We start from the raw sequence: 13,545 nt of genomic DNA on the forward strand, positions 1-13,545 counted from the left end.
ATTCCCTGTTGACATATAGTGATGAAAGCAGGGAATCGTTCACTTTATTGAATCAGAGGACCTTATATATCAATATTCGAGCCAAAAGTAATCCGTCAAGGTCAATCCGATTAATAGGATTATTCCCGCAATAAGCATAGAGACTTGTATTGAAGTAATTTTCAGCAGAAGGGTCCACCGTCGTAAACCTTCCCAGCGCAGCATCATACATGCGTGCCCCATAATCATACAGATTCAACCCCTTCTTGCCATCGTACTCCTTGCCGTTGTATTTATAAGGCTGCACATTGCCTGAACTTGCAAACACACCACCGAAGGGATAGTAATGGTTCGCTTCCTCAACAGCACCGCTGGAACTGAGGACAACGCGGTTGTTTCCCTGATGGTCCTGCAGGTAATAGTGATACTTCTTGTCCGAAAGCGTAACATACCCCTCTTCCGTAAGAAGAAGCTTGGCAACACCGTTTTCATAGACCACATTGCAGCAATACACAGTAGGAACCGGATTGCCCGAACCATCTGCCTCCTTATACATCATGCGCCGCTTGATGCCGTCGGCAGTATAGCCATACTGTATGAAACCGCCGGAAGCAAAAGTGACGCCCGTTGGCAAATTTAATATATTATACGTAATATTGCTAATTCCCTTGTTTAAATCTTTGGTCAAATTGCCGTTCGCATCATAAACGTACTCGTTCGCCTGCTTAACACCGTCCTTGAACTCGAAGCCATTGTTGTAAGCAGAAGTCGTAGCGGTATCGTCCACATGATTCAGCAGATTGCCCGTAAGAATGATTAGGGCGTAGACTGATGCGGAGGTCTGCCCGTAGCACTGCGAAGACAGGACATTGTCGTTCTTGTCGTAACCGGTCACCTTTTCTGTATAGCGGCCTGCGCCGTGGGTGAAAGCAGTCAGACGGTTAAGGCCGCCGTATCAGTATTAGAAAGAAAAAAGCTATCCTAACATGCAAGATATAAGATATCTGATGTTAGGATAGCGATAAAATAGTCAATTCATATCAGGTCAAGACGCCCTAATTATCAATACAAAAGAGACTGCGTTTGTTTATGATAAACTGCATTTTTCTTTTGAAGATTTACGGCTATTGACAAGAGAAGCTATTAAATAAAAGATATTAATGATTACATAGCATAGAAAAAACTGCCACACTTTAATCGTTTCTTTTAGCCACTCCTCAACCCATAAGATATCAATTTTATCCCCACATCGATTTTCAATCTCATATTTATAACTAATTTCACAATTAATAATTGCGCATACAATTACTAATGAAAGAATTATTGATGTGGCAACAAACACAATTCTAAGCCATTTCATAATCTATCTTGTTTTATAAACTACACCTCCAGGTTTGGATATTCTCACTAAATGATTCTGCATTGATATTGGAAGAATAAATCTGTTGACAATAGGAATAGTAGTCCATGTTCCAAAATTGCTTGTTTGTTGTAGCCTTGTCTCTTTCAGAGCATTTGACCCGCTTTTATTCAATACATCAGATACCATTGTTGTACAATTATTACTTGTCAGCTTATATTCATCAATAATACGAGCAGAAGAACTGTTATAATAATCACTTTTAGGATTATCTGGCATTGTAGTTGACATATTAAACTTTTCGTCTAAAATATTAGCAACTTTTTCATCTGCCACATCTGTTACTACAAATACAGACATTCCGCCAGCTGCTTTTTTGTCATTGTAAGCTTTTGCTTCATCCCCCATTAACTTTAAAAGAACACCGGAACCGTTTCCTAAAGAATTAGAGCTTCTATCTGGTCCTTTGTTAGTCCCATTGTATCGTCCGTAGCTATAAACAGTCATATTAGATCCTTCACCAACACTAATCCACGTGTGACCAAAGGACTGAGTTTCAGTGTAAACTCTAATACTATCTCCATTCACATCAATATTCCCAACCGGACTATTCGCCCCATACTGATACGGAGACATCGAATAATATTTCTCGGCAAATCTGTCATTCGTCGTAAACCTACCCAATACCGCATCATAATGCCTCGCCCCATAATCATACCAGTTCACCCCTTTCTTCGCATCAAGCTCCTTGCCGTTGTACTTGTAAGGCTGCACATTGCCTGAACTTGCAAACACCCCTCGAATGGATAGTAATGGTTCGTCTCCTCTACCGTGCCGCTCTGGTTGATGACTACCCGGTTGTTACCCTGATGGTCTTTCAAGTAATAGTGATACTTGCTGTCACTCAGAGTAACATAACCCTCATCAGTCAGCAGCAACTTCTGAACACCGTTCTCATAGACCACGTTTCCGCAATAGTCCGTCGTGGTGGTAGTGCTGCCTGTCTTATGGACAGTTTTCAGCTTTGTGCCGTCGGCTGCATAGGTATAGGTGACGGTGCTGCCGTCACTGAACGTCACCACACTGGGCAAATTTAAGCAATTATACGATATATTGGTAATTCCCTTGTTCAAATCTTTAGTTAAATTCCCGTTGGAATCGTAGTTGTATTCATTCGCCTGCTTCACGCCGTCCTTGAACTCGAAACCGTTGTTGTAAGCAGAAGTCGTAGCGGTATCGTCCACACGATTCAGCAGATTGCCCGTAAGAGTGATCAAGCCGTAGACTGATGCGGAGGTCTGCCCGTAGCACTGCAAAGATAGGATATTGCCGTTTTTGTCGTAACCGGTCACCTTTTCTGTATAGCGGCCTGCGCCGTGGGTGAAAGCAGTCAGACGGTTAAGGCCGTCGTATCAGTATTAGAAAGAAAAAAAGCTATCCTAACATGCAAGATATGAGCTATCTGATGTTAGGATAGTTATTAAAGAGATTAGTCAACTAAGACAGATTATTTCTTATTAATGTTAAGCAACCAATATACAGCCAATGATAAAGCATAAATTGCATATATAACTACTATTTCAGCATAATTGACAAGAGCATGTATTTCATCTAATCTGTCACTCACTACCGGGAAAGTGCCTTTACCACCTAAGGGCAAACAGTCTTCTATGGAATATTTTATCACTAAATAATAATTAAGAATAAAACCTATCCCATAGACAATCATCAACAATGAGAATATCAGAAATACCATTAAAATAACCTTTTTCATAATTACCATTTTGTTCCAGCTCCATGCAAATTAAACTCTTTCTTTATTTCATTATAAGTAATTCTTCTGATACTATGCTCATCCTCTTTAGACATTACTTTCAAACGGTCTCCTAAAGAAGCAGGGGCTTTAGAATCTTTCAAATCCAAATCTTTTTTTACTCCCTCTTGTATACCTTTTATGGAAGTGGTAGCGCAGTTGTTAATAAATAAATTATATTCATCAATAACTTTCGCATTTTCTTTACCTGCATACTTACCTTTTTGAGGTATTTTATTACTATTATCTAATTGCTTATCAAAGTGTTTCGAAACAAGTTCATCTGAACCTTTTGTAAACTCATATCCCACTGCTTCATTAGCAAGCATTTGATCCTGAATAAAGCTAATAGCATCTCTACCCGTCAATTTAATAAGCACTCCTTCTCCTGTAGGCGAAGTATTCCGTGCCGAACTTTTATCTTTTCCCAATTCTCCATATCTACCATAGGTATACACAATTGTATTATCACCATTGCCAACTGTTACAAATGCATGTCCAAAACCTTTTCTTTCGATATAAATTCTTGGCAGTCTCCCGTCTGCATCAATAAATTTGATAGGATTATTCAAACAATACCCATACGGACTCATCGGATAATACTTCTCTGCCAGTGGATCAACTGTCATAAACCTACCCAATGCTGCATCATACATACGTGCTCCATAATCATACCAATTCAACCCCTTCTTGCCATCATACTCCTTCCCGTTGTACTTGTAAGGCTGCACATTGCCTGCACTTGCAAACACCCCTCCAAATGGATAGTAATGGTTCGTCTCCTCTACCGTGCCGCTCTGGTTGATGACTACCCGATTGTTACCCTGATGGTCTTTCAAATAATAATGGTACTTGTTGTCGCTCAAAGTAACATAACCCTCATCAGTCAGTAGCAGCTTCTGAACACCGTTCTCATAGACCACGTTTCCGCAATAGTCCGTCGTGGTGGTAGTGCTGCCTGTCTTATGGACAGTTTTCAGCTTTGTGCCGTCGGCTGCATAAGTATAGGTAATCGTGCTACCATCACTAAAAGTTACTACACTAGGCAAATTTAAACAATTATACGATATATTGGTAATTCCCTTGTTTAAATCTTTAGTTAAATTCCCGTTGGAATCGTAGTTGTATTCATTCGCCTGCTTCACGCCGTCCTTGAACTCGAAACCGTTGTTGTAAGCAGATGTGGCTACAGCATCATCTACACGGGTCAACTGATTACCACCGAGGGTGAAAGTCAGGTTATCAATCAGACCATAGGTAGAAGCTCCGGTTTGACCGTAGCGTTGCAGGGTCTTGATGTTGCCGTTCTTGTCATAGGCGGTTACATTCTCACTGAAACGGTCGGTGTTCGCGTTGATGCCGGCTGTTTCGCCGTAGGTCGCGTTCAGCAGCCTGTCCAGCCCGTCGTAGGTGAACTTGTAGCCGCGGACGGTGCTTTCATTCCCTGCCTTCCAAGTCATGCTGCTGATGCTGTTATTGTATTTGGCTGTTGTAAAACAAATTCCGCGTAAGCTTGCTTCCACTGATACCCGTCAGTCAGCTGCAGACATTGTAAGTGTACGACTGCTTGTTCACGGCAGAACCGTGCAACGACTTGCTCTGTAGACGGCCCAGATTGTCATAAGCGTAGGCGGCAAGCGTTACCTTACTCGAATCATCAACCTGATACTTCAAGAATAGTTCACGTTGAACAGGCTGATTATGAGATGTCCGACAAGACAATACCTCTCAAGGTGTCAGGAATACTAAAAAGTCCAAAGATTAGATACAATGCCCCCTAAAAGTTGGATAAAATACTTTTAGGGGGCATCTCAGCAATATTAAAACACATCAGATGAAGAATATCTGCTGCAAATCACTTCGTTACCTTCGTCCATACTTCCTTAACATATATACCAAAACTATAAAATTCATAATAGGGATCAATATATATATCATAGGCAATTCAAAGAATAGAAATAAAAGGAACATTATAAGACCTAAAGCTACTGAATATAAAAAGCATATACCTAAAAATATAATGTTATAGGTATTACTCTTAATAACTATTCCAAGAAATGATATTAATAACAATATGATTGCGGCAATAAAGGTCTCAATGGATTTAAACGATAAAAGCCAAATACTTTGTACAGCCCAAAAAAACGGTATTGTTAATTTTAATATATTCCCTTTTAGTATCATTTATTTCTCCTTATTATGTATCCTAATGGATTGTTCTTTTCTATAGCCTGATATGCCTTACTTAGCAAATAAGGATTTACTTTTACATTGAAAATGTTCCCAGTTTGCCTATTGGTTACTTTCATTTTGTTCATTGTTTCTATACCAGCTTTATTTAATGATTTTTGAACTACGATGGAACAATGATTGCCCACTAAAGAATACCCTTGATCTACAGTTTCAAGAAATGTATTCTTGATGATTCTATCCTGTTTCTCCGTTGTCGGAATAAGATAGCCTTCTTGATAGCCATAACCATTAACCTTGCCACTTTCTAGGTCCTCCTTATAAGTATTCTGATTATACTCACTATCCAGAAATGCTTGGGGAGTAGGCCAAGAAAGCTCCCCTTTATTATCTTGAGGACCGCCTCCTAAACTTCCTTCTGTCGAGTTGTATATTTTATCGCCATTGAAAGAATAGTATTCCCAACGATTAGAACTATTCTGAATTAATAAACCTAAATGTTCACCACTCGTATAATTAAGTACTACAATGCTATCCCCATTCACATCAACATTCTTCACCGGATTATTCGCCCCATACTGATACGGAGACATCGAATGATACTTTTCAGCAAATCTGTCATTTGTCGTAAACCTCCCCAACGCCGCATCATAATGCCTCGCCCCATAATCATACCAGTTCAACCCCTTCTTCGCATCAAGCTCCTTGCCGTTATACTTGTAAGGCTGGACATTGCCTGAGCTTGCAAACACACCACCGAACGGATAGTAATGGTTCGTCTCCTCTACAGTGCCACTCTGGTTGATTACTACACGGTTGTTCCCCTGATGGTCTTTCAAGTAGTAATGGTACTTGCCGTCGCTCAAAGTAACATAGCCTTCATCGGTCAGCAGCAACTTCTGAACACCGTTCTCATAGACCACGTTTCCGCAATAGTCCGTCGTGGTAGTAGTGCTGCCTGTCTTATGGACAGTTTTCAGCTTTGTGCCGTCGGCACCATAAGTATAGGCAATCGTACTACCGTCACTGAACGTGACCATATTGGGCAAATTTAATACATTATAGGTAATTGTACTAATTCCCTTGTTTAAATCTTTAGTTAAATTTCCATTGGAATCGTAAGTGTATTCGTTCGCCTGCTTCACGCCGTCCTTGAACTCGAAGCCGCCACCGTAGGCGGAAGCCGCTGCCGCATCGTCCACGCGGTTCAACAGATTGCCACCGAGGGTGAAAGTCAGGTTATCAATCAGTCCGTAACCGGAAGCGGCGGTCTGACCGTAACGTTGCAAGGTCTTGATGTTGCCGTTTTTGTCATAGGCGGTTACATTCTCACTGAAACGGTTGGTGTTTGTATTGATGCCGGCTGTTTCGCCGTAAGTGGCGTTCATCAGACGGCTTAATCCGTCGTAAGTGAACTTATAGCCACGGATAGTGCTCTCATTTCCAGCCTTCCACGTCATGCTGCTGATGCTGCCGTTGTATTTGGCGGTGCCGGTGCCGGTGTTGTAGTACAGATTCTGTGTAAACTTGCTTCCACTAATTCCCGTCAGCCAGCCACGGACATTATAGGCATACGTCAGCTTGTTGGTGGCACTTCCGTGCAGAGACTTGGACTGCAGTCTGCCCAAGTTGTCATACGCATAGTCGGCAAGGGTTATCTTGGTGCCGCCTAATGTATGCTCTACTTTCAAGAGTCTGTCCGCGTGGTTGTAGCTGTAAGTATACATTTCAGTACGAGTGGGCTTTCCGCTTGCAGTATGCGTATGCGTTACAGTAGCGGGCTTATCGGTGAAGGTATATATGGTAGCCGTCACATCATAGCCCCCCAAGAGATTGCTTTGCACGGTCTTTGCCACACGGCCCTTGATGTCATAGTAGTATGCGGTATAAATCTTGTTACTACTACCAAGTACCGTTGCCACACTTGCAGTCAAGGCACCTTTTCCATTGCCCGAAGCATCATCAGGGAAATTGCTGTTATTGAAACCTGCTTGCGAACGGAAAGCGTAACTGTCATAGAAGTGCTGCACAAGTACATTCGTTCCAGAAGTGGTCACTTTGTTGGTACAAGTCCCCTGTTCCGTCAGGCGGTTCAGCCCGTCGTACTTGTAGTACGTCCAGTTACCGGATGTAAGGGCACGCTGGTTGCCGTCCTGCGAGAATACCAGGCGGTCGGCATTGTCATACACCATTTCCATATATCCCGCACCGGGAAGCTTCTTCCAGATACAGCGGTTGCGTCCGTCGTATTTGTACTGAAAAGCATACAAGTCGAGATTGGCCGAGCTCTGGTACATAGGCTGGAGTACGAAACAAAGATTACTTTTGTCGTCATACACATAGTAAGTGTCGTGCGTTTCACTGCCTTTCATCTGACGCGTCAATACAACATGTCCCATCTCATCGGTAAAGGTGTAGCTCACGTTCAGGTCTTCATCGGTGGTTTTAATAACCGAAAGCTGACCGGAAAAATTGCGTATAGAAAGCAAAAGGCAGATGATTCACGAAGCCAAACTGAAAAACAAATTCCCTGCTTATATTCAAAAGACATAAGCAGGGAATCATTTAGTTTATTGAATCAGAGATTCGGGGACTTGGGAACAATGGGGGAAGAACATACACTGAAACAGAATATTTTATCTTATCAAGAAACGTCCAAATATAAAATACCATTCTTCAGAAAGTGCATTATTCGTTTTTTGCCAACTTCCTTCAGTGGATAGGAGTATTTTTTTTATTAACTTATCGTAATTATACTTGGAGTTATTATACCCTGCCCTTTTCACAATTTTTATTTCTCTAATTTTAAGTTTTCTGTCAAAAAGAATAGTGTATAAACAAGAGGCATTCTGTTCATCACCATTGTAGTTTTCCCAATAAAGACTATCTTGGTATTTCCTTAATGATTCGTTTCCACCAATATAAGAAATTTCCGTTGAGACTTCTCGCAACCGCTTCCTAAAATAATAAGAAGTATACATTTTAGAAGATCTTGCAGTATCCAATATCAATTCAAAAACTGGTAAGTTGGTCTCAGTATCAAAAAAGATAGTTTTTTCTATCTTCTTTTTATAGGAACTTATATCACTTGAATATATTATACTTTCTTCCACCAACTTATTTTGTCCGTACAATAATGGCGGAAGCATAATAAACATGAAAAATAGTTTTAATTTAATAGTCATATCCTAATCGTTTTGACATTACATCAGCTCTTTTATTGTATATAAAATTATTGACCCCTGGCTGTCCGTGGCTAAACGGTACATTCCTCAAGTATAAAATAACATGCCCAAATTCGTGTGCAATCCCAACTGTTCGATGATTCAAAGTGCCATTCTTATTAATTATGACTTGTACATGGCTATTGGTTGAACTCTTACCGGAAGCTAACCTCTTGTCAGGTACTAATGTCTGACCTAAATTTCCTTGAATATGTTTTCCAAAAGGGACTCCAGCCTTTGAATACTCTTCTTTTTGATGAGCAGGTATTTCGCTATCATCATCGTCATAAGGAGTACCAAAAGTTTCTTCTACAGTCTTCCCATTCATTTTATATGTATTCTTATCAGATAATGACAGTTCTACCATTTTCTCACTATTGGCAATCTCAAATAAGTCTTTCAGAAAGAAATCATTACTACTATTAGCTTGTTTCGCAATGGAAGTTGGATCCAATATACCATTATTGAATTGCATCTTTATGTTACTACCATCCTGCAAACCATTGTAAATAGCTTCAATAGCTGCTGGAGTTACAATAAGCAAGCTATCTCCATTGATGTCAATGGTATTCACTGGATTATTCGCTCCATACTGATACGGAGACAATGAATGATACTTCTCAGCAAATCTGTCATTTGTCGTAAACCTCCCCAACGCCGCATCATAATGCCTTGCACCGTAGTCATACCAGTTCAACCCTTTCTTCGCATCAAGCTCCTTGCCGTTATACTTGTAAGGCTGCACATTGCCTGTACTTGCAAACACACCACCGAACGGATAGTAATGGTTCGTCTCCTCTACAGTGCCGCTCTGGTTGATGACTACCCGGTTGTTCCCCTGGTGCAAGTAGTAATGATACTTGCCGTCGCTCAAAGTAACATAGCCCTCATCGGTCAGCAACAACTTCCGAACACCGTTCTCATAGACCACGTTTCCGCAATAGTCCGTCGTGGTGGTAGTACTGCCTGTCTTATGGACAGTTTTCAGCTTCGTGCCGTCGGCACCGTATGTATGACTTATCCTACTGCCGTCACTGAAAGTCACCGTACTTGGCAAATTTAAGCAATTATACGATATGTTGCTAATTCCCTTGTTCAAATCTTTAGTTAAATTTCCATTGGCATCGTAGGCGTACTCATTTGCCTGCTTCACGGCATCTTTGAACTCGAAACCGCCACCGTAGGCAGAAGCCGCTACCGCATCGTCCACACGGGTCGGGCGGTTGCCCGCAAACGTGAAGGTGAGGTTTTCAATCAGACCGTCGTAAGTGAGCTTAGAAATTCTTATCATAGAAATAATACTATATGAAATTCCCTGCCTACATCGCTGTATGTAAGCAGGGAATCATTTAGATTATTGAATCAGAAGATTCTGATATTCAGAAGTAGTAAACAAATAACATCCGTTACAACAAAATTTATCTGATTACTAAACTATAATTTCTAATTTTTGAGAGTAGCGCTTCTATTTATATATATATCACCTGATTCACAATCTCTTCTAACAGATAAACCATGTTGCAATAATACATAAATAACATACCTTTGTTCCGATAAACTTAATACACTATTCTCATTATAACACGGAGTAAACCATATATCATCAAAATAAGCTGAAAACAAACCTTTTATTCCTTCACGTTTACAAATAGAATCTATACGATATTCCGGAACAACGACATAGTCTTTCAATTGTATATACGAGAGACTGTCCATTATTAAAGTGTCTTTATCAGATAACTTGATAAAATTTTCATAAAAAGGTTTCGTTATATAGTCCTCTTCATCTATAACTGATACCAATTCAATCTCATCTAATACAACCTTACAAATAGAATCATGCCACGCTATATTAGTTGTTATCATACAAGGCGCAGTAGTAATTAAGTTATTAGAATCTATCGTAGCTTTTTCAGAATAATCATACTTTATGTATAAATATAAAGATATCCCTCCGATAATAATTACTATTAAAATCAGCATCCTACTCCAATAATTCTTTCGGTACTTTTTGGGTTCCATACATCGTTCTTTTAGGTTCACCTATTACTTTTCTTATTCGGTTCTCGGTATTGATAGCGCGTATATCCATTAATAAAATACCGTTTTTCGTCCTTTCATAAGTAGCCACCTTCTTATCAACATCAAATGAATGTTGAAGTTCATGAGCTAAACCTATTCTTGGTGTTCTCATGTCGCTGTCATTTCGGCCTCTTCTCCGATTATAGGGGTTATAATAAATTTCACTACCTTGTGAAATATTCTTTTTTACCTTGTCTGCATTAAACCCAGTAGAGTTATACTCTCCTTTTTTAGGCATTGTGATATAATGTATATTCTTACTCTCTTCTAATTTTCCAATAATATCAGCTACCTTTTTATCATCTTGTTTAAGTTGGAAAAGATCTGCTTTTACATCTTTTTGGAATTTTGTATCATACCCAAAGAGCACTTTTATCTGATCAATTATTCCATTCGCATTAGGTTTAATAATTATGCTATCCCCATTCACATCAATATTCCCAACTGGACTATTCGCCCCATACTGATACGGAGACATCGAATAATATTTCTCGGCAAATCTGTCATTCGTCGTAAACCTACCCAATACCGCATCATAATGCCTTGCACCATAATCATACCAGTTCAAACCTTTCTTCGAGTCATACTCCTTGCCGTTATACTTGTAAGGCTGCACATTGCCTGAGCTTGCAAACACACCACCGAAGGGATAGTAATGGTTCGCTTCCTCTACCGTGCCGCTTTGGTTAATCACAACCCGGTTATTACCCTGATGGTCTTTCAAGTAGTAATGATACTTGCCGTCGCTCAAAGTAACATAGCCTTCATCGGTCAGCAGCAACTTCTGAACATCGTTCTCATAGACCACGTTTCCGCAATAGTCCGTCGTGGTAGTAGTGCTGCCTGTCTTATGGACAGTTTTCAGCTTTGTGCCGTCGGCACCATAAGTATAGGCAATCGTACTACCGTCACTGAACGTGACCATATTGGGCAAATTTAATACATTATAGGTAATTGTACTAATTCCCTTGTTTAAATCTTTAGTTAAATTTCCATTGGAATCGTAAGTGTATTCGTTCGCCTGCTTCACACCGTCCTTGAACTCGAAACCACCATTGTAGGCAGAAGCTGCTGCCGCATCGTCCACACGGCTCAACTGATTGCCGGCGAGGGTGAAAGTCAGGTTATCAATCAAACCGTAACTGGAAGCAGCGGTCTGACCGTAACGTTGCAAGGTCTTGATGTTGCCGTTCTTGTCATAGGCGGTTACATTCTCACTGAAACGGTTGGTGTTCGTATTGATGCCGGCTGTTTCGCCGTAAGTGGCGTTCATCAGACGGCTTAATCCGTCGTAAGTGAACTTATAGCCACGGATAGTGCTCTCATTTCCAGCTTTCCACGTCATGCTGCTGATGCTGCCGTTGTATTTGGCGGTGCCGGTGCCGGTGTTGTAGTACAGATTCTGTGTAAACTTGCTTCCACTAATTCCCGTCAGCCAGCCACGGACATTATAGGCATACGTCAGCTTGTTGGTGGCACTTCCGTGCAGGGACTTTGATTGCAGTCTGCCCAAGTTGTCATACGCATAGTCGGCAAGGGTTATCTTGGTGCCACCTAGCGTATGCTCCACCTTCAAGAGTCTGTCCGCATGGTCGTAGCTGTAAGTATACACTTCCGTGCGGGTTGTTTTTCCGCTTGCCGTGTGGGTATGGGTCACTGTAGCAGGCTTGTTTGTAAAAGTATAGACGGTAGCTGCTACATCATAACCACCCAAAGGATTACTTTGTACAGTCTTCACCACACGTCCCTTGATGTCATAGTAGTATGCGGTATAAATCTTGTTACTACTACCAAGTACCGTTGCCACACTTGCAGTCAAGGCACCTTTTCCATTGCCCGAAGCATCATCAGGGAAATTGCTGTTATTGAAACCTGCTTGCGAACGGAAAGCGTAACTGTCATAGAAGTGCTGCACAAGTACATTCGTTCCAGAAGTGGTCACTTTGTTGGTACAAGTCCCCTGTTCCGTCAGGCGGTTCAGCCCGTCGTACTTGTAGTACGTCCAGTTACCGGATGTAAGGGCACGCTGGTTGCCGTCCTGCGAGAATACCAGGCGGTCGGCATTGTCATACACCATTTCCATATATCCCGCACCGGGAAGCTTCTTCCAGATACAACGGTTACGTCCGTCGTATTTGTACTGGAAGGCATACAAGTCGAGATTGGCCAAGCTTTGGTACATAGGCTGGAGCACGAAACAAAGATTGCTTTTGTCGTCATACACATAGTAAGTGTCGTGCGTTTCGCTGCCCTTCATCTGACGGGACAATACAACATGTCCCATCTTGTCGGTGAAGGTGTAGCTCACGTTCAGGTCTTCATCGGTGGTTTTAACGACCGAAAGCTGGCCGGAAGCATAGCTGCCGTTGCTCGTCAGTGCGCCTGCACTGCTTACGCCATAGTTGATGCAGTTCAACTGCGCGTTAGCCGTACTGTTGGCCAGATAGTCCGTATTGACGGAATGCCCGCCATGCCATGCGGCTCCCGGTCCGTATTCCTTGACGGTACGGTTCAGCGGAGAAGCCTCGTACACCGGCTGGCCGTAAGGACGCGAGTCGTTGCCATAGTTGCTGGGCGCACTGCTCTTGAATGCAGCAGGCGCCACATACTCGGCAGACGAGACTATCGGCAGCCAGGAATTCACGGCACGTCCTGCAACGTCGTACTCCTGCAGCGTCACCAGATTGCTGTTGCTTGCCGTCACCTTCTTCAATACCGTCTGGAACGGACGTCCCAGGCCATCAAAATACTCCACCTTATCCAGGTATTTACCTCCCATTTCATCCAGCATGCTACGGGTACGCACATAATTGTGGCTGGCATCCTGCGCCGCTGTTGTCAGTGCATAGCACAGCAACGCCATGAACATATATTTTCGTTTCATACAATTCTTTCGT

7 protein-coding genes and 3 pseudogenes are annotated in these 13,545 nt (G+C 41.7%); all 10 read right to left on the reverse strand.

What is annotated here, in order from left to right; genetic code table 11:
- Positions 1 to 52: 52 nt before the first annotated feature.
- Entirely contained in the window at positions 53 to 874 is an 822-nt protein-coding gene (locus NQ510_RS04450; RefSeq protein WP_005831064.1) for an RHS repeat domain-containing protein, read from the reverse strand.
- Between the two features lie 192 nt (positions 875 to 1,066).
- Complete coding sequence (locus NQ510_RS04455) at positions 1,067 to 1,339, reverse strand: hypothetical protein (protein ID WP_005831065.1); 273 nt, start codon at positions 1,337 to 1,339, stop codon at positions 1,067 to 1,069.
- Positions 1,340 to 1,342: 3 nt separating this feature from the next.
- Positions 1,343 to 2,751 (reverse strand): annotated as a pseudogene (locus tag NQ510_RS18835) (RHS repeat domain-containing protein); the annotation flags it as partial.
- Positions 2,752 to 2,846: 95 nt separating this feature from the next.
- The gene (locus NQ510_RS04475; protein WP_225982726.1) at positions 2,847 to 3,113 is read right to left on the reverse strand and encodes a hypothetical protein; all 267 of its coding nucleotides are present in this window, start codon (positions 3,111 to 3,113) and stop codon (positions 2,847 to 2,849) included.
- Between the two features lie 2 nt (positions 3,114 to 3,115).
- Positions 3,116 to 4,802: pseudogene (locus NQ510_RS04480) on the reverse strand (RHS repeat domain-containing protein); the annotation flags it as partial.
- Between the two features lie 530 nt (positions 4,803 to 5,332).
- Positions 5,333 to 7,831 (reverse strand): RHS repeat domain-containing protein, encoded by a 2,499-nt coding sequence (locus NQ510_RS04485; RefSeq protein WP_005825328.1) that lies wholly within the window; start codon positions 7,829 to 7,831, stop codon positions 5,333 to 5,335.
- A 147-nt stretch (positions 7,832 to 7,978) separates the two neighbouring features.
- Positions 7,979 to 8,527, reverse strand: a complete 549-nt coding sequence (locus tag NQ510_RS04490) for a hypothetical protein (RefSeq protein WP_005825326.1) — start codon at positions 8,525 to 8,527, stop codon at positions 7,979 to 7,981.
- Positions 8,517 to 9,827 (reverse strand): annotated as a pseudogene (locus NQ510_RS18870) (RHS repeat domain-containing protein); the annotation flags it as partial. The pseudogene NQ510_RS18870 and the gene NQ510_RS04490, both read right to left, overlap by 11 nt.
- Before the next feature lie 182 nt (positions 9,828 to 10,009).
- Complete coding sequence (locus NQ510_RS04500) at positions 10,010 to 10,588, reverse strand: hypothetical protein (RefSeq protein WP_008662344.1); 579 nt, start codon at positions 10,586 to 10,588, stop codon at positions 10,010 to 10,012.
- Positions 10,551 to 13,532, reverse strand: a complete 2,982-nt coding sequence (locus NQ510_RS04505; protein ID WP_236253218.1) for a DUF6443 domain-containing protein — start codon at positions 13,530 to 13,532, stop codon at positions 10,551 to 10,553. Before NQ510_RS04505 ends, NQ510_RS04500 begins: the two co-directional genes overlap by 38 nt.
- Positions 13,533 to 13,545: the final 13 nt, after the last annotated feature.

This window comes from Bacteroides uniformis (assembly GCF_025147485.1).
Classification (GTDB): domain Bacteria; phylum Bacteroidota; class Bacteroidia; order Bacteroidales; family Bacteroidaceae; genus Bacteroides; species Bacteroides uniformis.

Bases quoted from the DNA above. Each gene is read 5' to 3' on its own strand.
- NQ510_RS04500 (WP_008662344.1), bottom strand. From the start codon at position 10,588: ATGGAACCCAAAAAGTACCGAAAGAATTATTGGAGTAGGATGCTGATT.
- NQ510_RS04505 (WP_236253218.1), bottom strand. From the start codon at position 13,532: ATGAAACGAAAATATATGTTCATGGCGTTGCTGTGCTATGCACTGACA.
- NQ510_RS04490 (WP_005825326.1), bottom strand. From the start codon at position 8,527: ATGACTATTAAATTAAAACTATTTTTCATGTTTATTATGCTTCCGCCA.
- NQ510_RS04475 (WP_225982726.1), bottom strand. From the start codon at position 3,113: ATGAAAAAGGTTATTTTAATGGTATTTCTGATATTCTCATTGTTGATG.
- NQ510_RS04455 (WP_005831065.1), bottom strand. From the start codon at position 1,339: ATGAAATGGCTTAGAATTGTGTTTGTTGCCACATCAATAATTCTTTCA.